This window comes from Streptomyces sp. NPDC005962 (assembly GCF_040629205.1).
In the GTDB taxonomy this organism is placed as follows: domain Bacteria; phylum Actinomycetota; class Actinomycetes; order Streptomycetales; family Streptomycetaceae; genus Streptomyces.
Genome location: NZ_JBEXVE010000024.1, coordinates 126,341 through 148,968, shown reverse-complemented (window position 1 = coordinate 148,968; position 22,628 = coordinate 126,341). Strand labels below are relative to the sequence as shown.

General features: G+C 65.7%; 18 protein-coding genes and 1 pseudogene. 9 read left to right on the top strand and 10 right to left on the bottom strand.

Features of this window, described 5'->3' with window-relative positions; genetic code table 11:
- Positions 1-1,886: 1,886 nt before the first annotated feature.
- The gene (locus ABZ370_RS31920) at positions 1,887-2,699 is read left to right on the top strand and encodes an IS5 family transposase (RefSeq protein WP_358627712.1); all 813 of its coding nucleotides are present in this window, start codon (positions 1,887-1,889) and stop codon (positions 2,697-2,699) included.
- Here ABZ370_RS31920 and ABZ370_RS31915 read toward each other — a convergent pair.
- Positions 2,676-3,194 carry a hypothetical protein gene (locus ABZ370_RS31915; RefSeq protein ID WP_358627709.1) on the bottom strand — a complete coding sequence of 173 codons (519 nt, stop codon included), beginning with the start codon at positions 3,192-3,194 and terminating at the stop codon, positions 2,676-2,678. The two genes, ABZ370_RS31920 and ABZ370_RS31915, sit on opposite strands and share 24 nt — an antisense overlap.
- 743 nt (positions 3,195-3,937) lie before the next feature.
- Between ABZ370_RS31915 and ABZ370_RS31910 the strand changes: the two genes are divergently transcribed.
- Positions 3,938-6,646, top strand: a complete 2,709-nt coding sequence (locus ABZ370_RS31910; RefSeq protein WP_358627706.1) for a tetratricopeptide repeat protein — start codon at positions 3,938-3,940, stop codon at positions 6,644-6,646.
- A 190-nt stretch (positions 6,647-6,836) separates the two neighbouring features.
- On the opposite strand, the gene ABZ370_RS31905 is transcribed toward ABZ370_RS31910, so the two are convergent.
- The gene (locus ABZ370_RS31905; protein WP_358627703.1) at positions 6,837-7,655 is read right to left on the bottom strand and encodes an IS5 family transposase; all 819 of its coding nucleotides are present in this window, start codon (positions 7,653-7,655) and stop codon (positions 6,837-6,839) included.
- An 84-nt stretch (positions 7,656-7,739) separates the two neighbouring features.
- Between ABZ370_RS31905 and ABZ370_RS31900 the strand changes: the two are divergent.
- Positions 7,740-7,989: pseudogene (locus ABZ370_RS31900) on the top strand (Tn3 family transposase); the annotation flags it as partial.
- Between the two features lie 357 nt (positions 7,990-8,346).
- Here the strand turns inward: ABZ370_RS31900 and ABZ370_RS31895 are convergent.
- Entirely contained in the window at positions 8,347-9,273 is a 927-nt protein-coding gene (locus ABZ370_RS31895) for a helix-turn-helix domain-containing protein (RefSeq protein ID WP_358627700.1), read from the bottom strand.
- A 56-nt stretch (positions 9,274-9,329) separates the two neighbouring features.
- Between ABZ370_RS31895 and ABZ370_RS31890 the strand changes: the two genes are divergently transcribed.
- On the top strand, positions 9,330-9,827 hold the full coding sequence (locus ABZ370_RS31890; RefSeq protein ID WP_358627697.1) for a hypothetical protein: 498 nt from the start codon (positions 9,330-9,332) through the stop codon (positions 9,825-9,827).
- Between the two features lie 129 nt (positions 9,828-9,956).
- Here ABZ370_RS31890 and ABZ370_RS31885 read toward each other — a convergent pair whose 3' ends face one another.
- Entirely contained in the window at positions 9,957-10,112 is a 156-nt protein-coding gene (locus ABZ370_RS31885) for a hypothetical protein (protein WP_358627694.1), read from the bottom strand.
- Between the two features lie 122 nt (positions 10,113-10,234).
- Positions 10,235-11,458, bottom strand: a complete 1,224-nt coding sequence (locus ABZ370_RS31880; protein WP_358627691.1) for a hypothetical protein — start codon at positions 11,456-11,458, stop codon at positions 10,235-10,237.
- Positions 11,459-11,833: 375 nt separating this feature from the next.
- On the opposite strand from ABZ370_RS31880, the gene ABZ370_RS31875 reads away from it, so the two are divergent.
- Entirely contained in the window at positions 11,834-12,724 is an 891-nt protein-coding gene (locus ABZ370_RS31875; RefSeq protein ID WP_358627688.1) for a DUF5655 domain-containing protein, read from the top strand.
- A 149-nt stretch (positions 12,725-12,873) separates the two neighbouring features.
- On the opposite strand, the gene ABZ370_RS31870 is transcribed toward ABZ370_RS31875, so the two are convergent.
- Both ABZ370_RS31870 and ABZ370_RS31865 read right to left on the bottom strand, forming a co-directional pair.
- Complete coding sequence (locus ABZ370_RS31870; protein WP_358627686.1) at positions 12,874-13,950, bottom strand: hypothetical protein; 1,077 nt, start codon at positions 13,948-13,950, stop codon at positions 12,874-12,876.
- A 293-nt stretch (positions 13,951-14,243) separates the two neighbouring features.
- Positions 14,244-15,266 (bottom strand): hypothetical protein, encoded by a 1,023-nt coding sequence (locus ABZ370_RS31865; RefSeq protein WP_358627683.1) that lies wholly within the window; start codon positions 15,264-15,266, stop codon positions 14,244-14,246.
- A 1,117-nt stretch (positions 15,267-16,383) separates the two neighbouring features.
- Between ABZ370_RS31865 and ABZ370_RS31860 the strand changes: the two genes are divergently transcribed.
- From ABZ370_RS31860 to ABZ370_RS31845, 4 genes are all read left to right on the top strand, one after another.
- Positions 16,384-17,466 (top strand): hypothetical protein, encoded by a 1,083-nt coding sequence (locus ABZ370_RS31860; protein WP_358627681.1) that lies wholly within the window; start codon positions 16,384-16,386, stop codon positions 17,464-17,466.
- Positions 17,467-17,987: 521 nt separating this feature from the next.
- The gene (locus tag ABZ370_RS31855; RefSeq protein WP_358627678.1) at positions 17,988-18,254 is read left to right on the top strand and encodes a hypothetical protein; all 267 of its coding nucleotides are present in this window, start codon (positions 17,988-17,990) and stop codon (positions 18,252-18,254) included.
- A gap of 211 nt (positions 18,255-18,465) precedes the next feature.
- Positions 18,466-18,954, top strand: coding sequence for a hypothetical protein (locus ABZ370_RS31850; protein ID WP_358627675.1), 489 nt, complete (start codon positions 18,466-18,468; stop codon positions 18,952-18,954).
- 211 nt (positions 18,955-19,165) lie between these two features.
- Positions 19,166-19,960: an SAM-dependent methyltransferase gene (locus tag ABZ370_RS31845; RefSeq protein WP_358627747.1), complete on the top strand. Its 795-nt coding sequence runs from the start codon at positions 19,166-19,168 to the stop codon at positions 19,958-19,960.
- A gap of 6 nt (positions 19,961-19,966) precedes the next feature.
- Here the strand turns inward: ABZ370_RS31845 and ABZ370_RS31840 are convergent, their stop codons facing one another.
- The 3 genes from ABZ370_RS31840 to ABZ370_RS31830 all read right to left on the bottom strand — a co-directional run bounded on the left by ABZ370_RS31840 (position 19,967) and on the right by ABZ370_RS31830 (position 22,577).
- A complete protein-coding gene (locus ABZ370_RS31840) occupies positions 19,967-20,917 on the bottom strand; it encodes a helix-turn-helix transcriptional regulator (RefSeq protein WP_358627672.1) in 951 nt (316 codons plus the stop codon).
- A gap of 86 nt (positions 20,918-21,003) precedes the next feature.
- Positions 21,004-21,240, bottom strand: a complete 237-nt coding sequence (locus ABZ370_RS31835; protein WP_358627669.1) for a DUF397 domain-containing protein — start codon at positions 21,238-21,240, stop codon at positions 21,004-21,006.
- 458 nt (positions 21,241-21,698) lie between these two features.
- Entirely contained in the window at positions 21,699-22,577 is an 879-nt protein-coding gene (locus tag ABZ370_RS31830; RefSeq protein ID WP_358627666.1) for a DUF317 domain-containing protein, read from the bottom strand.
- Positions 22,578-22,628 lie beyond the last annotated feature (51 nt).

The following is a 22,628-nucleotide window of genomic DNA, read 5'->3' as shown; positions in this document are numbered from 1 at the left end:
CGGGCGAAGTTGCGGGCGAGGTTGCTGCCCATGACGGCGAGCCCGGTGACGCCGATCTGGGCGGTGGGCTGGGTGGCGGAAGGGCTGGGCATACGGTGTTCCACTCCTGTCGCACGCATCGAGACTTGTGCGAGGCGGCAGCGACGAGAGGTCTGGGGATCTTCCCCCTCGGTCGTCCCGGCATCGCCCGGTCATAGTTACACGATGTGCTCGACGCCGGGATGTCTGTCCGAAGAAAGCGGCCGGAGTGTGTCACCTTTTCCGCTGCCCGGGTAGGCGCCAGATTTGTGGGATGTCCACAAGGCGGCGCTTAGGCGTGCTGTGGGCCATTGGCTCCGGGGCTGGGTTCTGGCGGTTTGAGATCTTGGCGCTTGGCGGCGGTCCTGAGCGGTAGGTAGCGGGTCTGATGCTGACCCAATGCTGACTTTGCTGACGATGGATCAGGAGGCGTGGGAACCGACCTGCCGGGTCTCGTGGACGTTTAGGACGCCGGTTACCTCTGATCGCGGTGTAACTCTGCGTGATGTGAGGTGCGTGGCTGCGGCGGGTGTGGGGATTCGGGGCGTGGCGCCTTTCCGTGTCGAAACCGAAGAAGCTCGTGGACATCGGCGCCCCCGTGAGCGTCGTCCGTGGTGTGGGCGTGGGTGAGTCCGGAGATCGGTGTAGTCACCGCCGGGCTTGCGGAACGGGAGTCTCATGGTTGCGCCAGTCCCGTGCCCCCCAAGTTCGTGTTCTGATTGCAGAGCAGCATCGTGGTCCTGGCATTTCACCGCCGCCTGTGCCGACGAAACGACCGTCGGCAAGGGAACGCGTATGTGGAACAACGAGGTGCCTGTCGATTGCCGGTATTAGCGGCGGCGACGCTGATTGATCGTGGTCTCGGGAAGGCGGTCCGCACAACTTCGTCATGAAGTCGTCTACCGGGTGGCGCTGACCTGCGTCGATGCGCCCATGAAAATCTCTGACCGGCGCTGATGCTTCTTGCAGGGTCTTTCAGGTGGGTATCGCGTTACGCAGTCGATTCTCCCCCCCCGCTCCCCAGCAGCGCTCTTGCTCCCCAGATTCTCCCCAGCGATGCCCCCGCGCCGCGGGTCCGTGGCGAGGTAGAGCCAGTCGATTGAGCCGTATCCGTAGGCACGCTGAGCGATTGCCGCAGGGGACAGAAGCCTGTCAGCAGGTTCTTCGTCTGCTGGTGGTACACGGGCTACCCCTCAATTGACCAGCCAAAACGGCTGCCGTGGGACCGGACGGCGGTGATCCGGCCCGCAGATGGCCCGGATCATGAAAACAGACGATTGATCGACGTGTTGACTCAGCCAGCGTCGCGAGCGGTGCCGAAGAGGATCTGTATCCCCCGGCGGGGTACTTGTCAGCTCCATGGCTCTCCGGGTGACTGCCGCCCCGTCTGGGCGCAACGCGAACTCCTACAAGCAGCCCTCAAGGGCACCCCACTGTCGTCCTCGATGCTCGCCCACCTGCTCCTCCGCATCCGCACCGACGGGCGCTTCGACCTCCCCCGGCAGGCCCTGATCCGGCTGTGCCTGACCCGGCCCCATCCCAACTGTCGTGGTGGTGTTGCCTCTCGACGTGAGGGTCTGGGGCTGGCGGTGGATCTCTTAGAAGCCGTTGTCGTATCGAGCGGAAGATGAGGCTGGTCGAACAGGGTTCCTGGTCGGGTGATCTTCCGGTGGTCGAGGCATGAAGACAGGGCCTCTTGGTAGCTCGTGGGTGCGAATCCATACGAGTGGCAGGAGGCCCTGTTGCCGCAGTTCTATGTGCTGTCGCCCTCAGAGTCCAACCCGGCGGCACGGTCGTGTGACTGTGCCGCTCACGTGTACGGGAACGCGGCTGACCGGCCGGAACGGGTGCGACGGTATCCCTCGGACATGACGGATACCGAATGGGCGGCCGTGCGGCCGTCACTGCCGGTGCCGGCCTGGCTGGAAGGGCGGGGCGGACAGCCGGAAGGCTACTGCCAGCGGCAGATACTGGACGCGGTCCGCTACCTGCTCGACAACGGCATCAAGTGCCGGGCGATCCCGGCCGATTTCCCCGCATGGGACCGGGTCTACGCCTTCTTCCGCCGCTGGCGACGCCAGGGGCTGATCAGCGAGTTCCACGACCGGCTGCGCGGCCGGGTGCGTCAGGCGGAGAGCAGAGATGCGGAGCCGACCGCCGCGATCCTCGATTCACAGTCTCTGCGCGTGGCCGCGACGGTGCCGGCCGTCTCACGCGGCTACGACGCGGGCAAGAAGGTCATGGGTCGCAAGCGGCACCTGGTGGTGGACACCCTCGGACTGCTGCTGGCCGTCACGGTGACCGCGGCCAGCGTGCAGGACCGCGACGCGGCCCGGCCAGTCCTCGAGCGCCTGCGCCAACGGCATCGTCGCATCCGCCTGGTGTGGGCCGACGGCGGCTATGCCGGACAGCTCCTCGGCTGGGCCCGCGATCATCTCCGCCTCACCCTGACCATCGTCAAACGCAGCGACGATACGGCCGGGTTCGTGGTGCTGCCCCGGCGCTGGGTCGTGGAACGGAGCCTGGCCTGGCTGATGCGTTCGCGCCGTCTGGTCCGTGACTACGAGAGGCTGCCCGCCACCCACGAAGCGATGGTGATGTGGTCGATGACCATGCTCATAGGGCGTCGTCTGGCCCGGCACCACCGTGCCCCGCGCTCAGACGGCGACCGCCACCGGTGACCCGCCCTTCGCGGAGAACACTCCCGGCGCCGACTCGGCCGCCCAGCCGCGTTCCACCAGGCGCTTCAGCTTCGAACGAAGCCCTTCCACCTTCGCCGGAACCGCCTCCAGCCCCAGGGCGGCGGCCAGTTGACCGGCCCGCATCCCGCCGGCGTCGGCTCGCGAGGCGAGCACAGCCATGATCCGCTGGTAGTCCGGCGCGAGGACCTCCGCCGCGAGACCTTCCCGCCACTGCGGCACCACCGTCCCCGTCCGTGCTCCCCGATCCGGCAGCACGCAGACCGCCTCCCGGGCGCCCACTTCCGCGTCCTGGTCTGGCCGGACCGGCCCGGCCAGCACATCGCTCACCGTCTCCCGCGCGATGACCAGCCGCTCCAGCACCACCTCGGCATCCTCCAGCTCGGACGCGACCCGGGCGGCTTCCTCCCGCAACCGCTCAATCCGCTCCCGAGCAGCCGACTCTCTCGACTCCAGCAGACCCAGTACCGACGCCATCGAAACTCCCCACACGATCAAGAGGCAACACGACGCCTCATCCCTGCCTCGCCAGAGAGACGCCCATCCCCACCAGCGGAAACACGGCGATCATGTTCAGTAAGACAACGGCTTCTTAAGGATGTGGTGGATCCCGGTTTCGGTAACCGGGGATCCGCGGGTACATTGCCGTCGCCGTGCCTCCAGGACCTGGTTGTCTGGTTCGGCCTAGTGCCGCATCGGGCAACCTTGCGGCAGCTATCTGATATGAGTTGGGGCAGATGCGCCGCGTCTGGGTGGGTGCAGTGAGGGGGAGATCATGTCGTACGGCTGGAAGATCGCGACGGTAACCGTCGCAGTAGCGATCATTCTGTCCACGCCTTTGATCTGGCTACTCGATGGCCCTGATGCGGGTCAGTTGGTTGGAGCTTCAGTGCAGGCCGCCACCGGCGTTGCTGGTTTGGTGTGGGCGTTGTACCAGCGGGCAGCTGCGCGTACGGGGCCCCAGGATTCTTCTGTCCATACAGGCTCGGCCGCAGCTACTGGCGGCGGCAGCGCCCACACTGGCGTGCGGCGACCTGGCGGAGTTGGCAGCGGAACAGCCTCAGCGGAACGGACTGGAAACGCAGCGGCGTGTGGTCCCGGCAGCAACGCGAGCACCGGCATCGACTACAGCTGAACCGTCGGCAGGGGGGGAACGTGGTTCGTCGATGAAGTGGCGCCGCAAGCGTGACCCACTCAAGTTTCGTGCCAGGGCCCGTGGTATGGGCAGCGAATTGAAATCGGTGAGCGTCACCGAGACCGGTGACGCGAGGGCCCAGGGCGGTGGAACAGCAACCACCGGCTATCACGGGCCGGTACCGAACGCTGATGGTCTGCTGCCTACCGCGTCGGCGGAGATCCGACATACCGGAAATGCCTCTGCTGCTGCTGGGAGCATCGCCAACACCGGGTACATGGCGATCGGTACGCTGAACATCACGAGCTCGGGATCTCGTGAGCCGGTGACCTGGCCGGCGCGGGTTGGTGTGCCGCCCGTAACTGCCTCTGCCTTTCAGCCCCGAAATGAAGTGCGTGGCCGGATTAACTGCGCCCTTCAGAGCCGCAATACCGTGGTGCTGTCCGGGGGCGGTGGAGTGGGCAAATCGCAGATCGTGGCCGCTTATGCCCGTGAAGCGCTGACCGAGGGTATCGACTTCGTGCTTTGGGCTGGTGCCGCGGACCCTGAGCAGGTAATGGCTGTGTATGCCCAAGCCGCGTACCGCATTCACGTTCCCGGCGCCCATGGCCAAGACGTCGAGTCGGACGCGCGAGCCCTTTTGGACTGGCTCGCTACCACAACTCGATCATGGCTCCTGATACTTGACGATATCAGCGACCCCCATGCGATGGCTCCGTGGTGGCCGCCATCCTCACCTACGGAGACCGGGCGAGTACTCGCCACGACCCGACGCCGAGAGGCTGCGCTGTCCGGTGGCAACCGATCTGTCGTCCATGTCGATACCTTCACTAAGTCTGAAGCTGTGGCCTATCTGCACGACCGTCTTACTGTTGAAGATGCGGCCCCCTTGATGGATGACCAGGTGGGGCCGGTTATTGAGGAGCTGGGGCGACTTCCTTTGGCGCTATCCCATGCTGCTGCCTACGTCATCAATGAGGCTGTGTCCTGCACGGAATACCTGCGCCGGGTGAACGACCAGGAATCTCGGCTGGACCTGCTACTGCCACGTCAGGCGGACACCGAGGGATACGGCCGGCCAGTAGCCGCAGCCTTGTTGCTTTCGCTTGACGCTGCCAACTCGTCCCACCCTGTCGGTCTTGCCATCCCAGCGCTCCGCTTGGCTGCCTTCCTCGACCCTGCTGGCCACCCGCGGTCGTTATGGGGCACGACGGCCCTTGCCGAGTACTTGGCCGAACGCCGTGCAGAGACCTCCGGACCCACTCCGGCGGTGACTGCGGATGACGCGCAGGCGGTGCTGCGGCAGCTCCATCGGTACGGACTACTCACCGACGAGTCCGACGGTGACCCTCGTCTCGTACGTCTGCACGCACTGACCGCCCGAGCCGCCCGGGAGACCATTCCGGTCCCAGAGCTGGCGGGGATCGTGATAGCTGCTGCGTACGCAGTGCTTGAGCTGTGGCCGGAAGAAGACCACAACGCCCCCGATCTGGGTGCTGTCCTGCGGGCCAACGTCGAAGTCATGTCTGCCTGTCTCGGCGTCCCCCGGTGGTCGTCAATCGTCCACCCACTACTTTTTAGACACGGCGACAGCCTTCTCCAGGCTGGCCTCTATCCAGCTGCTCTCAGGTACTGGCGTCGGCTTTCCATCAACTATCAGCGACTCTTGGGGAAAAAGGACTTCGTAACTTTGGCGGTCCGCGGTCGGGAAGCCACTGCCAATTGGCGGACTGGGAACATCGACGAAGCGATCGCCATTCAGAAGCACGTTGCCGCGCAGTACAAACGACGTAAGGGAGCCAAGCACCAGGATACCCTGAACGCGCTCGTAAACCTGGCGATCTACTACCGGAATGCCGGACGTGGAGGCGATGCGATCGCCCTGCTGAACCGCGTCATCAGGCGGGACAACGCCTTGGCGGCCGATAATCCCAGTACGCTCAATCTCGGAAACAATCTAGCCGCCGCTTACGGAAATGCAGGATTCTTTGGCGAAGCCATCAACCTGCTGGAGGTAGTTGTCGCCCAGTCTGCGGAGGTCCTAGGTGACAAGCACCCTGCCACGCTTCTCGCTCGCAGTAATCTCGGGGTCAACTATTGGCGTGCCACGCGTGTTGACGAGGCGATCCAGCTCTTGGAGCCGACTGTCGCCGAGTTTGAGGCAGTCCTAGGAGCTGACCACCCGGAGACTCTCAATGCCTGCAGCAACTTGGGGATGGTCTACCATTTCGTGGGAAATCTGGCTCAAGCGATCAGATGTGAAGAGAAGATTGCCGACAGTCGGGAGCGGTCGGTCGGCGCCCACCACGCAGACACCCTTCAGGCGCAGGAGCTTCTCGCCACGTCGTATGGAATCGCGGGCCGTATTGACGATGCGATCAGGCTGCAGAAGCAGGTCGTCGCCGCACATGCTGGTTCACGGACGGCCGATCCGTCAGACTATCTGCGCAGCAGCGGGAACCTGGCAGTCATCTATCGCCAGGTGGGCTGCACTAGCGAGGCAATAGAGATTCAAGAGATGATCGTCGCTAGTGCTGAAGAAGTTTTCGGGCGAGGCCAGCCGATCTCGCTTGCTGCCCGTGGGAACCTCGCCACCTCCTATTGGCAGGCTGGCAGGGTAGACGAAGCAATCGACTTGGAAGAGCGAGTGGCGCAAGAATGCGAGCAGCTGCTGGGCGTTGGCGATCCTCAAACGATAAATGCCTACGGGAACTTGGCTGTCTCCTATATGCAGGCAGATCGGATCGTTGAGGCAGAAGAAATTCTTGATCGGTTTGGCCTGAGTCTCGACTGACGGCGAAGCTCCCGCCCGAGAGGTTGCGCGTCTTATGAGGCCCAATACGCAGTGATTGGTGCCTCAGATAAGCGATATCTCTGCGTCTACAGGTGCCTGCTCCGTGCCGTTCAGTGGCTCCGAATTGAGGTGGCGGCTGGCGGTCGGCACGCCACGCCTGGCTGGCGGCTTGCGCCGCTAAGGAGTGCTTTCAGAAAGATGGGAGTCTGCGGGTGAGGATCATGCACTGAGCGAGTTGGAGAAACGCGTCGTGCATGTCGTCCCGGGACTCCCAGCGCATACGTAAGCGGCGCGGGCCGTGGAGATGGGCGATGGCGGATTCGGCGACCCAGCGGACCCGGCCCAGTCCCGAGCCGTGGGCCTGCCCGCGACGTGCGATCTTCGGGGTGATGTTCCGCTCGCGGAGCCGTCGGCGGTAGATGTCGTGGTCGTACCCGCGGTCGGCATACAGCGCCCGCGGTTTGCGGCGGGGGCGGCCCCGCTTGCCCCGTACCGGCGGCAGGTCATCGACCAGCGGCAGGAGCTGGGTGACGTCGTTGCGGTGGGCGCCGGTCAGCGACACCCGCAACGGGATACCGTTCCCGTCGGTCAGCACATGGTGTTTCGAGCCCGGCCGTGCGCGGTCAACCGGACTCGGGCCGACTTTTGGGCGGCTTCGCCCCCGCTTGGCCTGCACGTGAGAGGCATCGACCGTGGCACGGGAGAAGTCCAGTCGGTCCGCCGCCCGCAACCGGTCCAGCAGAACCTGCTGAAGCTCACCCCACACGCCGGCCGCCTGCCACTCGGCCAGGCGCCGCCAGCACGTCGGTCCCGAACCGAACCCCAGCTCCTGTGGGAGGAATTCCCACTGGATTCCGGTGTAGAGCACGAACAACACGCCCTGCAGCGTCTTACGGTCATCGATCCGCTTGCGCCCCGGGTACCGGTAGCGGCGTTCGTGTCTGGGCAGGAGTGGTTCGATCATCGCCCACAGCTCGTCACTGATCTCCCACGGCTTCGGCTGAGCCATCCTCACTCCTGAAGAACGAGGTCGCCTACCCCTCCACCGTGCCACACGAAGATCATTCTGCAAGGACTCCTAAGTGCGTGGCGGCGCGGCATTACGTGGTTGAAGGCGGTCAATGATCAGGTGGCGGGCATCGGGCAGATGGTCGTGCCGGGCACCCCGCGCGACTCGCTGCACGTCCTGGACACCCTGCTGAACCTGGACGCCGGGGTGCGGCCGGAGATGGTCGCCACCGACAACGCCTCGTACTCCGACATGGTGTTCCGGGTTGTTCTCGCTGCTCGGCTACAACTTCTCGCCCTGCTTCCGGGATCTGGCCGATCAGCGGTTCTGGCGGGCCGAGCCGGCCAGCAGCCCGACCCCCGCGAGGCCCGCATCACCCGACTGCGGGACCTCAACCAGCGGCTCACCGGCAAACTCGCCCGCACACACACCGAGCTCACTCAGCTCAAGGAGCGACAACGGCTCCTGCTGTCCATCTTGGCCGCCAAAGACGACGATCTCCAGCGGCTCCGTCGCGAGCTGAGCACGTTGAGCTGCACATCCCTGGCTCCCGTCCCGAAACAGCAGGAGGACGCCTCCACGGGCGTCCTCCCCAGGCAGACCTGAAACCCCGTCGCCGCCGCAGCGATCCGATCAAGGCGGGAGGGCCGGGGTGGGATCCGGCCTGTGAGCGGCGGGCGCGTACTGCCGCTCAGTCCATTTGCTTGCGGCGTAGGTCGCTGACGGATTCGCCGAACTCGCGTTTCAGGGACCTGCCGAGGTGTTTGGTGTCGTGTACTCCCCATCGTGCTGCGATCGTGGCCGTGGAGATGTCCGCGGAGGCGGGGTCGAGAAGGTCTCGGCGGATCCGTAGCAGGCGTTCATGGCGGACCCAGGCGGCGAAGGTCAGGTCACTGCCCTTGAAGAGCGCATGGAGGTACCTGACGGAGATGTGGTGCTGGTGCGCGACTCGTTCCGCACTGAGGCGGGGGTCGCCGAGCTGGGCCAGCGCGTAGGCGCGGATACGGTCGGCAAGGTCGCTGGCGACGGACGCCCGCTCGGGGGTGGTGTCGGCGAAAGCGGCAAGGAGGAGTGCGGTGAGCGCGTCGGCCAGATACGTACGTGACACACGCTGACGGGGAAGGTCCTCGTCGGCTGCGGACAGGGCGTGGCCGAGCAGTCTGCCGATCCCGCCCTGAGTGGATATGGGGAGCGCCGTGCGCCGGCTGATGGAGTTCGCGTGCCTGCCCAGACTTGCCCGGGGAACGCAGAGCACAGTCATGTCGCTGGGGTCGGCACCGATGAGCCGGTAGGGCCGGGTGTTGTCACAGGCGAACAGTTCACCGGGTCTCACGGCCGTGGTCCGGTCGTCCTGGGTCGCCGTGACCGGGCCGTGGCGGTGCAGAGTGAAATGCATCCACTCCACGTCGCTGGAGGTGATGCTGCGGTTGTCCCGCGTCACCGTCGCGGCGGTGGCCTGGATACGGGCGACGACCACGGGTCCGATGACCGCGTGGTCCACCACGGCTTCGAACCCCTGCGGACCGGGATCGGTCACCCGCAACGGGGCGAACAAGGCCGAGGCGACTGCCTCGAACGACTCGGTTCCCCTTAATCGGGAACCCTTGCGGTCGGTCATGCCCATGTGCTCCCAGCCCCCTGTGCGCATGTGCGGTTCAGTCCCAATTGTGCACCGTGCACGAACTGGAGAGTCACGGTGCGCATATGGGTGCTCGCGGGTCGCGGGTTGCGCCTACGGTCGTCAACGAGCGATCAACCGCCGGGCGGAGCGAGCCGGCGACGCATACACATCTCGTCGACACCTGGGAGATCTGCATGATCAAAGGTCGTATCGCAAAGGCATTGGCCTCAACGGCGCTCGTCCTGGGGGGAGCGATGACGCTCGCACCGAGCGCGGTGGCGGACAGCGGCTCGTCGGTGACCGCCCTCCCCGCGTCCAGCGACTCCGCGCTGGCCTCATGTTGGGGCCAACGGGTGACCGGCAGCGCGGGCCATCAGGGGAACAAAACCTGGTGCGACTCGGGACGGTACCGTGAAGTGATCAAGTGCGAGACCCTGGGCGGCTACCAGTACACGCACTACGGTCCCTGGGTATGGGCGAGCGCGGAGAGCGTCGCATGGTGCAACCTCGGCGACAGGATCATCGGAGACTATACGGAGTGGGGGGCCTGAGGCTCCTTCTGAGGACGCCCGATCGGTACGCATCGACCCACGCCGGCGAGCTCTGTGCGGAGATGAACCAGAGGTTGTCCCGTAACCGGTGATGCGGTTGGTGCGTCCGCCGGACCTTGAACCATGCGGTCACGCGATCCGCGACAAGACAGCGGCCGATGCCGCTTCGCGGAAACGGCTCAGTACCACAGCGGCCACCTCGGGCGCCGCACCCAGCACGTCCGCGACGACGTCCAGCGCTACCTCGTCTTCGGCGTCGTCCCAGGACAACTGGGTGCCGCTCACGTGGCTGTCCTCTCCACGTCGGACGGGCGGCCAGGCGGGAACGCGACATCCGTCACCCGAACCGGGCAAGGGGCTCTGGCACCAGGTGATGCAGCCAGGGGCGGTCAGCGGTGGCCGATGGATCACGCCTCATGCTTCCTGCGGCACGAGAAGTGCTCGGGCAGTCCTTCGGGTCCTGGAAGGCTTGCGGGCTGACCGCAGCCGTAGCGGCAGAGTGGGATCGCTTGACCCGACGCGTCGACTGGAAGCCTGGCGGCCTCGGTTTCCCGGGTGCGGGACTCGAGGACGATCGCGCGGCTGCCACGTCTCTGCTTCGTTTCAGCCCGCACCTCCGAGGTCGGACGGTCCTCGGTGCACCTGCCGCGCCGGTCCCCCTGTCGTACGGATGGCTGGCGCTCCTTGCCGTCCAGGGCGGGCCCGTTCGCCTCGAGGTACTGCTGCCACTGCTGTGCGGGGAGCCAACCGTGGTGGCCGCCCCGCTGGAACGGGATCCGCTCACCGGCCGCAGCTTCCACGATGAACCGGGTAAGGGTTAAACCGCCTTCCCCTGTGAAGGTGCTCGACTGATGGGCGGGCATGAGGACGCGGTGCCAGCCCCCGCAGTACCCGGAGTCGGTGGGGTTCTCCGGGTCGTAGGGCTTCTCCGGGCACCGGGTGAGCGCGCCGTTTTGGCTGCACTGGCCCTCCTCCAGGACGAAGTTGCCGTCCTGGACCGCGATGGGGTTCTTCTGCACGCGGATAACGGAGGCCGGCAGGTTGGGCGTGCGGACGTATGGGACGGTGCCGATGCCTGCGTGGTCGGGGTCGGCGAAGTCCCAGACCGACTGAATACCGCCGCGGCGCCGGAACCCCTCCCGTGCACGCATTCCGCGGGTTGTCTGGGCGCTCAGCTGAGGCTCGTAGCCCAGGACGATGCCGTTGGCGCCGTTGATGCGTACATCGAGGCGCGCGTGCCCGTCTGCGGTGTGCGATTCGATGTCGGCGTGGAAGCCGTGATCTTCGGAGTCCTTCGCGACGCGTTCCTTGCGGGCGAGGTGCTCGTCGGACTCGTGGCTGATGGGCTTCTCCCCGGGTTTCCGGTAGTGGGAGGCAAGCCATACGCCGTCACGCTGGACGAGGTACATGGGGACGCGCCGGCTGCGGAGGTCCCGGCAGTCGGGGCAGATGAGCCCGCGCTTTTCGACGGGGACACGTCCTCGCATGCGCAGGAGCACGTTCAGGAGGTCTTGGCCTTGCGGGACGCCGAGGTCGGCGCGGTCCAGGTCGAGGTTGCGGCCGGCCGGTTCGTAGTAGACGGGGTTACGGAAGAGGTCTTCGTCGCTGTCGATCTGAAGGTCGTCGTCCACTGGTGCTCCCCGCAGCCGCCACGAGTAGGACTCACAACGCTACGGGGAGGGTCTGACAATCGGGGCTGAACTGCGGAAACAGGGCGTACTGACCGCAACGACTGTCACGCACGGGATAGAGCAGGCGCTTAGAAGGTGCCTGCTCTATCCACTGAGCTACGGGGACTGACCTGCGCAAACGCAGGTTCCTTACACTGTCCCCCGGAGCCCGGGGGACACATGGGGGAATCGCTGATCCCTGGCGGCCGGGGATCAAAGCGTCTCCCGGCGAGGCCGTGCGTAGGATCTCACAGCATCTTCACGACTCCGAAGTCCCTGGTGGAAACAAACCGGTGCCTTCTCGGCGTTGATGTTCTCCTAGCCGAGGAGGGGAAGGTGTCGGGCCTGAAGCTGTTCCACACGACCACGAGAGGTGTGGCCGAGATCACGCCGCGTCTTGCTGAGGTTGAGGCAGATGTGCAGGGTTTCGTCGAGGCGCACATGGAGACGCTGCTGGGTGTCCGGTTCCTGGCGAGCGAGTACAGCACAGGGCCGGTCCACGGCGGACGGATCGACTCCCTGGGCATCGATGAGAACGGGGCTCCCGTGATCGTCGAGTACAAGCGCGGCACCGACGCAGGAGTGATCCACCAGGGGCTGTTCTACCTGTCATGGTTGATGGACCACCGGGCCGAGTTCGAGCACCTGGTCCGCGACCGGCTCGGGGGCACGGCCGCGGCCCAGGTGCTCTGGAGCGGACCGAGGCTGATCTGCATCGCCGGCGACTTCACCCGCTATGACGTACACGCCGTACGCGAGCATCAGCGCAGCATCGACCTGGTCCGCTACCGCTTCTTCGGTAGCGATCTGCTCGGCCTGGAGACGGTGGCCTCCGTCACCGGCCGGGTGCCGGCCGCATGGCGGACTCGACGACCGGCGGCCGTTCCGGTGAACGGCGCCGGGCAGAGCGCGGTGCTGGTCGATCTTGTCCAGGCGGTCGACGAAGCACTGCTCGGACTGGGAGACGGCGTGAGCCGAGTCCGGCGCAAGCACTACCGGGCCTACCAGCTCCTGCAGAACTTCGCCTGCGTTTGCCCGCCGCAGAAGACCAAGCTCCTTGTCTACCTCAAGGCTGACCCGAAGGAGGTTGACCTCGTTCCCGGGTTCACCCGGGACGTGACGGGGCTGGGGCACCATGGCACGGGCGACCTGGAGGTGCAGCTGCGCACGGAGCGCGACCTGGAGCGCGCTCTGGACCTGTTCAGGCTCAGCTACGACGCGGCATAGCCCGGGGGCAGTCGAACAGGGTGGGCGCGGGTATTACGTGCCTATTCGGTTGTCAGCGGGGTGCTGCCTTTCGACGAGGGCGGACTGGGGTGGCGGTGGACCTCTAATGATGCGGTGGATCGCCGGTTTGGCCAACCGGCGATCCACTGCTATAGAGGCTGGATCGGTGCCGGTTGTCGGTGTGCCTCGGCATGTGGGTGCGTTAGGTATGCGGGGATGGGCTGGTAAAGCTTTCGGCGCGTTTCATAGTCGTTCAGTTCTGCCTCGTAGGATTGGGCTCTGTCACCGGAGCGGCGGGAGAAGCGCACTTGGAGTGCGCCCGGCTGTCCGGTGCTGCTGCGGGCGTAGAACCGGCAGCCCCAGTAGTGCTCGGGCGGTTGGCCGCAGGAGCAGTCCAAGTTCGTGCCGATGATCGGCAGACCGCATTCCGGGTCCGTCAGCAGGTTCGTGAAGCCCTGGTGATAGCACGGTGCCTCGGTCAGGGGCACGTTGATGTATTCGATGATCCATTTCGTGCCGCCGTCGTCGGTGAGATTGGTCCAGGCCGTGGTACTCAGAGGCAAACCGATGGTCCGAAGCAGTGGCGCGCGGCGGAGGAGGCCGCTGGCGAGCCAAGCTGAAGGCTTCTTCCGGTAGTGATGTCGGCCGAGGACGGTGTCGGTGGTGGGTTCACGGAAGGGCGTTTCGCTGCGGTGCCATCGTCCAGGGCTGAGTTCATGGCAGTAGTGTCTGCCGCTCGATTTGTCCTCTTCCATCTGGAGGGTCAACGCGGTGGACCAGTCCTCTGCGGAGATGCCCAAGATCGAGAGGGAACCTGGCATCCCGATTCGCTGGACGTGCACGCCGTCGTTGTCTGGAGTGAATCGGGCGCCCGGGATGCCGCGGACGTCGCCATATTCGTCGAAGCTGGGGACGAGGTCACGGATCAATTCCTTTGCCATGGATTCCGAGGCGAGACTTTGGACGACGTCGTTCTCGAAAGTCAGGGCGATGCTGCCGGGGCGAGGGATGACGGAGCGGATGCCCCAGGGGTTACGAGTGTCCACCGATGGCCAGGCGAGGCCGGATAGGACGTAGCTCTCCAGTACGGCTTGGCTGGGGTGCGCCTCGGGAACCAGCGGCGACTTCGGAGGAAGGGACTTCACGCGCTTGAGAGCGTCGGTCCAGGCCATTCCCGTGGCCAGACAGAGCTTCTCGGCGCGTCGCTCGACACAGGTACTCTTCACGGAAGGCTTTCCGCCGCGACTCCCTGTCCCGACCCAGGATGCGCGGCTGTCCTCCGCGGTGCACGAACTGTACGGAGCTGCGACGCCAGCCGAGTTGGCTCATCTCCACACGCCCCGTCGGGTGGGCGTGCCGGAGGTAGGACCTCGCTGGGCCCGTGCGTCGCACCATACGCGGAGAGAGCGACCGGGCCCACGTTCAGACGAGAGCCCGGCCGATGAATCATCCAGACGGCCTATGAAAGGGGCTTCGCGCCTTCAGGCCCGATCGTGCCGTGTACGCGGAGGGCAGCGGTTCACTCCTTTACTTCGAGGCCGCACATCCCGGCGAGAGTGCTGGGTGTCAGGGGAGCGAAGAGTTCCTTGTCGGGCAGTCGGCGAAGGATGCGTTCCCAGAGTTCGGACGGCAGGCGGGAGGGCGGTCGTTCGCGCGTGGTCCGCAGCTCCAGGAGGACCGTCTTCTGGGGGTCTGCGAGTACGAAGTGCTGGTCGCTGCCGTAGCTTTCGTCGGTGTCGCCGCGGAACCTCTTGAGGTGAAGGGGCAGGCCGAACACCGGGTCCAGCAGGGCCGAGGCAATGTGGTGCGGTCCGGGTCCCAGGTCGAGGACATGCGAGGACCGCAGGATCAGGCGCACCGTGTCGAACGCTGAACCGCGGTAGCCGTCCACGAAGAACGTGTTGGCGACGGTGTGCAGCAGACCGAGACGGCGGAGAAGGCCACTGCCCAGCCAGGCTCCACGCCGCTGCACGCGGACGAAGTGGTCGTCCTCGTCGTCCCACCTGGCCTGGTGCGCTCGCTCGGCATCAGTCCAGGCGCGCGGAGATGAGCGCCAGTACAGTTGTACGCCGTCGAGCCACATTTCGAGCATGAGCTTCTCGGCGCTGCGCCAGACCGTCGAGGGCAGCCCTGTCAGCCACAGGCGTGCTGGCTGGCCGAGAACCCGTAGCTCGATTCTGGTCGCGAGCCGTCGGGTGATGCGCAGCCCGGGTACTCCCCAGACTTCGCCGTTGGACCCGGATGCCGGGAGCAGGTTGAAGAGGATTTCGGCCGCGCGTTGCTCGCTTTCCACCCGCAGGGTGACGCCGGTCGGATCTGGGTGAACGGCCGTGACGCCGAAGGGGTAGCGTGTGTAGACGTTCCGGTGCTCCAGGAGGCCGAGGAGGACCCGAGCTTCCAGCCATTCCTGGGCCGGGGTCCCGGCGGCGGGGACGGGTGGTGCTCCGGCTGGCAGCTGATCGATGTGACGGCGGGCCTGCTGCCACACCTCGCCGGTGTAGAGGCGGCGCAGTTGAACGGCTTCTAGCTTGGACGGACTCATGGTTCTCCCATACGCCTCGGCCCGGGACGTACATGTGTGAGACCCATGTGGTTGCGGACAAATCTGCTTGAGATGACCGGTTCACCCGAGCGTGGAGGGAAGGGGCCGAAAGTCTCCGGGGAGCGGTGGTCGAGCCGCACTGCGGATAGTAGACCACCGTGAACGACTGGTCTGCCGACGCGGTCGGGCTCTCACTGGGAAGGAGTAACGGCGCCGAACGGGGCGAGCCCTTCCGGCTCCGGACCGGCTTGTGAGCTGAGAGGACTTGGACGGCCCGTGGTTCGTTGCGGCGGCGAACGCAGCAGCCTGCCTTTTTCACCGGAAGGCGTTGCTTAACTCTATGAGTCCGGGCAGTGTATAGCCTTAAGAGTCAAGTTATATGTGTCGAACCGGCAGGCGACGACAGCAGACAGGGCCCACGCCCCAAGACGTAGACCCTGTACTGGGATCGGCAACCGCGAACCTCTGGGCTCCCCTTCCCGGATATACCAGATCCGGGAAGGGGTCAGAGAAGGCCGACGAGTTTGTTAGCCAGGGATGTCGCGACAGCGGTGATTGCGATCATGACCACTCTCTTCCACCAGCGATGGTGGATGACATCCCGAAGCCGCCTTCCCAGCCCCGCCATTCGCCCTTCGTGATCTGCCTGACCCTGCTGGCGTTCTGTCATATCCAACCTCCCTCCTGGAGTCCCGGCCTCGTTGCCGAGACATGCGGGGTGAGGAGAGCACGGATGCGCCGAGGCGCCACCAGCCAGCATAGAAGCTGTGCCGCCTGAAGGCGGCCGTTTAGCTGGAATTGGCGACACGTAACCGTCAGGTGCGAGATCAACTTGGGGCGCGCATGTTGCCTCGGGTTGATGGATTCCACTCCGTGAACCGGCGAAGTACGGGCCGAACTAGAGACCACGGGGAGACGTGCTTGCCTGCCTCGCTCCGGCTCAGCTAGATTCGGTCCGGGTTGAAGGGAACCCTCGTCGTGCGCCTGCCCGGACCGATGGCGCAGCGTGTCGAAAGCCCCAGGTGCCCTCCAAGTACTGCTCTACGGCGCACAGTCTCGTTTTCGCAGGCAGTAACTCTTTCCCGCGCTGGGTCCGGCAGCGCCGAAGGAGCCTGTCATGCCCAAGAACGACGTGATCGACCTGTGCCGCCGCTACACCGGGGAAACCTGGGCTGGTGCCAAGGAACGTATCGATCGACTTCCGTCGGGAAGCCCACTCATTCCCTTCGCTCGAGGTGACCAGGCGTTCCTCGACAGCCAAGTCCTGCGGGCTTTGTTGGAGTACCCGAGCACCTACACCACCCGGCCGCTCCGCGTACTGCGAGTCATCCCGGGCGAGCAGCGGACGGTCATTCGCTTCGCGGCCGACTCCGACCCTGATGGACTGGCCGAGCTGATCGCCTGGGGGTTGTTCTCGTCCGGAGGCAGGGATGACCTGCGCGGGATCAGCGGTCTGCGCCTGATCAAAGCCGGACACGGCAGGCTTGACCTCGGGCTCCATGGAACAACTGCCAGGCTTCGACTGGACGGTGTTCCTGATCGGGCCTGGGCAAGGGCGGAAGAGATCAGGCTCCGGACCGGGGCTGAGCATGGCGAGCCCTCGCCCTGCCGGTACCGCGGTCTGACGCCGGGCGAGCGGGCCTTCGCGCAGGAGCACGGCTGGTTCGAAGAAGCTGGGCGGGAGACGGCGGCTTTCGGGAGCGCCCTGCTGCGGCGACTTCTGATCTTTCGCTCTGGTGCCGACTGGCTGGACATGGCGGGCTACATCAAACAGGTCAACACATACGCGTTCCGCCTGACCTTCGCAGGGGCCCGCTGGACGGACCACGAGGTGCTCGTCGGGCACCTGACGCACCCGCTCTGCGGGATCGCCCTCAAAGAGGACATGCGCACCTGCACGTGCTCGTATGGGGAGCGGGGGTGCCGGCTCTGGTTCGACGCGCCTGAACAGATGCCCGGGCGACTCGACCTGCAGATGGCCGAGGCCGGCGCGGACTGCGAGATCGCCGAGTACAACCAGGCACTCACCTACACGGGCAGCCCGAGCGACGAGATCGCACGCGTAACCGGTAACCCGCCGGGCATGACCGCCGAGTGCGCTCCGAAGTGCCACCGGCGCCACGGCACCCTCGCTCATCTTCAACGGGTGGCTGAGGCACGCCGGAAGGAGTACGACCGCCTCCGACGGAGGGCTCGCTGATGCCGCCGCGGGGGTCCGGCATGGGGCTGGGCGGGCAACCCGGAGCGGAGGTGCAAATCCCTCGGGCTTCAGGGGGCGCGTGGTCGAGGAGTCCTCGGCAAGTGCGGCCCCGGAGAGGGCTGCCCGGAGGAGCAGGATCTCCGGTGGTGGATCCGCTGTTTGCAGGGATCGAAGCGGCTGAGACCGTCAGTTCACTCGAAAGAGTGGAAAGAGTGGCGGCGACCGGGCGATGCGCCAGAGATTTTCAAGCCCGCCTGACCATTTTCGACCGTGATTGCCAGATGTGGTTCGCTCACTGTCCGCAACAGTGGCCTGTTGAGTCGAGAAGTGGTCAACAACAGATCTGCGCTATGGCTTTATCGGGAGTGCACGGTTCCGTTTTCATGTGGATCAGGGGGCCACCGCAAGCGGGTAATGCGACTAGCGTCCGACTGGGCACGGAAAAGGGTCCCGAGGCGACGTCAACCAACTCGGGACCCCTCCCTCGTGCCATCTCAACTACGCACCGAGGAGCGCGAAAATTGATTCAGCACGTCCGCCGGAAGCTCGCAAGCGTCCTTCCGGCAGCGCCAGAGATTAGCATTCCGCTGTCGGCCTTCCTGCAAACCGCCATTTCGAGCGTCGTGATCCTCACGCTGCGCTTCAGCTCTCTGCTCTTGATCGGCGTACTCGTAGCAGCGGCCGTCCGTAAGGAGCCCTTCCCGGCTTCCGTCCTGGTGGGCATGACGGCTGCCTCCGTGGCCGACCGCAGCTATGTCACCTACCTGAAGGTCCGCCGTACCGTCTGACGGCGCGACCCTGCGTGAAGAAGCCCTCGCCCGTCTCGCGGGCGAGGGCGGCACCGCCGCCACCACGGCGAAGCGGCCGAACACGCGCGGCGTTGATCCCTCCGTGCGTCCTGACGGCCGGCGGCGCCCCCTCTGTAGCCCACCGCGGTGTCTCACGTGCGAGCCGGGTGCCGCTCCGTCCTGCCCTGCACCCCCCTGTGAGGTGAACGACATGCTGATGCGCTCCAGCCCGCCGGGGCTGCGCGCTGACACCGAACTCGACGACCGGCACCTCGCCGCGTGGACGGCCCCTTCGGTCACGCAGCGACACCTGGTCTCCTACACCGTTTTCTGCTGCGATCACTGGGTGGTCTACCGACGTTTCGGCACTGCCGTGGCGGGTTCGGTCCACGGCGGTGTGGGCATCGCCCGGGCCGCCCTGCGCGATCTCGGCGAGCAGTGGGAGAGGGCACTTCGCACTTCCTCACCGACTGCACATGCCTGGGGCCTGCTCTCCCGCAGAGCCTCGGAGCGCCGGACCGCGCCGCTGCGGGGACTTCACCATCTGCTCGGCCGTGATCAGGCGGACGCCCTGGTCCTGCGCTACAAACTCGGCCTTTCTCCCCTCCAGGCCGGCCATGCGATGGGCCTGTCCGAAGCTGACTTCGAGCTGCTGCGTCACCGGGCTCTGCGGGATCTGCTCCCCGCCCGAACGTTTTGAAATATGCCTGCGTCGTATTCCTGAATGAAGTGGCTGATGTGCGCCGCAACGTGACGGTCAAGTCGACGGCCGAAATGCCATCAGAATAGGTGCACCCTTGGCGGGTGCGGCTAGCCCTGCCTCGCCTCGTCCTCCTAACATGGGACCTCTGCCTTCGGGTACCGGCAGCGTCTCAGGGGGGACGTATGCCTTCCGAGAGTGTGGGGAGCGGATCATCGTTGATGCCAGCAGGCCAAGCGTTGCCAGGATGTACGACCACCTTCTGGGCGGCACGGACAACTATCAGGTTGATCGAAAAGCGTGCGAGGAATTACTCCGCCTGGCTCCCAGTAGCCGTGAATTAGCGCGGGTCAACCGGGCTTTCCTCATCAGGGCCGTGCGCTATCTCGCACGCGAGCAGGGCGTGCGCAGATTCCTCGACCACGGGGCCGGACTCCCGACGCGGCCCAACGTGCACCAGGTCGCCCAGGACGTCGATCCGACCAGTGAAGTCGTCTACATCGACAATGATCCCGCAGTTCTGGCGCATGGGGAGATGATGCTGGCCGAGGACCCGAGGACCACGGCCGTCCTCAACGCCGATATCCGCGAAACCACAGAGATCTTCGAGAGCCGTGCGGTACGACGACTGCTGCGCGGCGACCAGCCGGTCGCCGCGCTGTTCGTCTCCGTTCTTCACTGCATTCCCGACGATCACGACCCATGGGAGCTGGTCCGGGCAGTCTCCCAACAGTTGCCGCGCGGCAGTTACCTGGTGATCGCGCAGCTGGTCAGTGACGATCCGGAACTCCGCGGCAGCATCACCGACTTCATGCAGAAGATCACCGGCGACTCCTGGGGGAAGGTCCGCTCGACCAGCGAGGTCGACCGGTTCTTCGAGGGCCTCGATCTCCTGGAGGCCCCCGGGCCGGTCGAGGTCTCGCGCTGGCTGCCGGAGAGCGATCTGGCTCCGCGGCAGCGGAGCCAGGAGTGGATCGAGTACGGCGGGGTCGCCCGCATCAGCTGACGGGGGCTACTCCGGGCTTTCGTCGGCGAGTCGGCCGATGTAGTAGTTGAGCCGATCCATTGTCTCTGTCTTCGACAGGGCGTGTCGCCACCAGTGGTCCATCGACGCCATGAAGGTCTCGATCTGCGCGGTGTCGGTGAGGAGTTTACCGCCGACGTTCTTGTCCTCCAGGTAGACGGCTCGGCCGGTGGACTCGTCGTGGGGCTTGCACAGGGTTATGGCGGGGTGGAGCGGGGAGCCCTGCCGCATGGCCGACCCCGGCAGGATCCGCAGGTGCACGTTGGGCTTGTTCTCCGCGATGGTGTACAGGTGGCGCAGTTGCTCCCGCATGACGCGCACGCCGCCCAGTTCCTTGTCGAGCACGGATTCGGCGATGACGGCCCTGAACATGGGGGCGTTGGGCTGGTCGAGCAGATGCTGTCGGCGAAGCCGCATCTCCAGGCGGCGGTCGATGGCCGCGAGGTACATGCGCCGCGTCTCGGGGTCGACCTGGGCCAGGGCGAAGTCCGCCATCACAGCACGGGCGTAACCTGCGGTCTGGAGCATCCCGGGGACGTTGTTCTCCTGATACACCTGGACCACCTTGGACGTGGACTCCAGGGAGTACAGGGACATGAGCGCGGAGCTCGCGACATCTGCGAAGGAGGACCACCATGTCCGCTCATGCGGCCACTGCAGGAGCATCTCCGCTTCCCTGACGCAGTCCTCCGGCGCCCGGTAGAAGCGCAGCAGCGCGAAGACGTGATCGGCCTTGAGCGTGACGCCGGCGTTCTCGCAGCGGCTGAGCGTGGGCACGGACCCAAGCTCTGGGACGGCCACCACGACCTCGCTCTGGGTCATCCCGCTATCCACGCGCAGGCGCTTCAGTAGTGCACCGACGAGCTTCGCCGCTGCTTTCGGCGTGGCTGGCGGTGGCTCTCCCTGCCGCCCGACCAGAGCCAGAATCCGATCTGACATGTGCACTCCTCGCGCGGGCGGGAGTCTCCCGCCCGCGCTCAGAATGGACAGCCATCTGCCGATGGGCAACCTATGGCCGACGTTTTTTAGACAGCCGTGGAGCTGAACTCTCCCTGGCACACGCTGTCGAGGAAGACCCTGATCTGGGGGCGGGTGAATACCAGCGCGGGACCGTCAGGGAAACGCGAATCACGGACCGCGACGTCGGTTTCATTCACGTGTGCAAGCTCGACGCAGTCGCCGATTCCATCGCTTGCCGACGCCTTCGTCCACCGTGCTCCGGTGATCTCGCTGGTCGGTGTGCCGTTGGTGACCATGATCATTTTCGCACCTGTCCTTCGTGTCTGACCAGAGCCGATCCCCACCGGTGCTGGTCGCTTCCCACTTCCCCGCAGCCCCGCTTGCAGCCGCCTCTGAAATTTTCACGGGGCGGTGAAACTCGTGGCGGAAGCCTAGCTGTGTTGACCTGCTCGCGGTGTCCCTCGAATGGGCGCTCTCGCCGAGCCTGAAAGCTGTTTATATGACAAGTGGTGGGGGTTGGGGTCTTGGTTAGCGGTAGAGAATGGCTGGAGATGAACCGGTGGCGGAGGGTGGTGTTGTGTGGCGATTCCATGGGCGCCGCATTCAGGGGGAATTCGCCTGGCTCGGCGCAGTGCCCTTATCGGGTCGTCACCAGACTGAACTGCTGAGCGCACGGACCGGTGCTGTGTGCCGCAGGGCGGTTCGCGCGCGGTCTGCCCGCGGAGCTACGACAGTGCCGTGGTGCTGCTGTCCGTGACGGTCACAGGCTCCTGCCGGATGACTGTGCGGGGGCAGCCGGGATGCCGGGTGGTGGGGTGGTGGTTCGGAGCACTGCGCGACGAGGTGCTGTTCGCAGGTGGTTGCTGGTGTGAAGGGCGAGTACCTCGGCCAGGTCGGCGATCATCAGTGCCGGGGCGGAGGGCGAGGCGCGGAGGGCCCAGGTGGGCTGGTCGATGCTGGGGCCTGCCCACATGGTCCAGGTAGGGAGGAGGCTGTCCGGTCTCTGGGCGGCGAAGGCGTCGAACTGGACGCCGGTGTCGTTGGACGGGTGCGTCCAGCGGAGCCAGCGTCCGTCGACGGTGTGCGTCCAACCGGCCTCTGTGAGGGGCTTGGTGGCGGTGGTGACGTTCTTCTTGGCGGCGGGGCTACCGAGGGGGATGTCCCAGCCGTCGCCGTTGGCGAGAAGGTCCAGCAGGGTCTGAAGGACAGGGGCCGGGGTGGAACCGGTCGCGGTGAGGTGCCATAGGCGGTCGGAGACGGGCGTCTCGTACGCGGCCACGGTCCAGGCGATCTCGCGGGGGTGGGCTTCGTGGACGCGTTCGATGCGCAGGGTCTGTGACTCGTGGATGGCGTTGGTGGTGTCGTCTGACCAAGTCCGCCATTTCTCCCAGTCGCTGTTCGCATCGAGGAATTCGTCGAGGATGGCGTCGTGGTCGCCTGGGTCGGCTGTGTAGGCGGGCACGATCTCCGGTTCAGGTGTGTGAGGTTCGGGTTCGGCAGTCGGTGTGCCGAGTGAGGCCCGGGCTTCGGCGGCCTCGCGCTCGGTGGCGGTCATCGGCGCGGACCCGGGGCACACGGTGTCGCCGTAGAACCGTTCGAAGGACGCCAGGGCCTGGGCAGGCGAGTCGAAACTCTCCACGATCTGCCGCAGGTGGTCCTCGCCGTGGAGGTAGACGGACTTGTCGTTGCG

Coding starts and splice junctions, on each gene's coding strand:
- ABZ370_RS31920 (WP_358627712.1), top strand. CDS start 1,887: ATGACGGATACCGAATGGGCGGCCGTGCGGCCGTCACTGCCGGTGCCG.
- ABZ370_RS31915 (WP_358627709.1), bottom strand. CDS start 3,194: ATGGCGTCGGTACTGGGTCTGCTGGAGTCGAGAGAGTCGGCTGCTCGG.
- ABZ370_RS31910 (WP_358627706.1), top strand. CDS start 3,938: ATGGGCAGCGAATTGAAATCGGTGAGCGTCACCGAGACCGGTGACGCG.
- ABZ370_RS31905 (WP_358627703.1), bottom strand. CDS start 7,655: ATGGCTCAGCCGAAGCCGTGGGAGATCAGTGACGAGCTGTGGGCGATG.
- ABZ370_RS31895 (WP_358627700.1), bottom strand. CDS start 9,273: ATGACCGACCGCAAGGGTTCCCGATTAAGGGGAACCGAGTCGTTCGAG.
- ABZ370_RS31865 (WP_358627683.1), bottom strand. CDS start 15,266: ATGAGTCCGTCCAAGCTAGAAGCCGTTCAACTGCGCCGCCTCTACACC.
- ABZ370_RS31860 (WP_358627681.1), top strand. CDS start 16,384: ATGCCCAAGAACGACGTGATCGACCTGTGCCGCCGCTACACCGGGGAA.
- ABZ370_RS31850 (WP_358627675.1), top strand. CDS start 18,466: ATGCTGATGCGCTCCAGCCCGCCGGGGCTGCGCGCTGACACCGAACTC.
- ABZ370_RS31840 (WP_358627672.1), bottom strand. CDS start 20,917: ATGTCAGATCGGATTCTGGCTCTGGTCGGGCGGCAGGGAGAGCCACCG.
- ABZ370_RS31835 (WP_358627669.1), bottom strand. CDS start 21,240: ATGATCATGGTCACCAACGGCACACCGACCAGCGAGATCACCGGAGCA.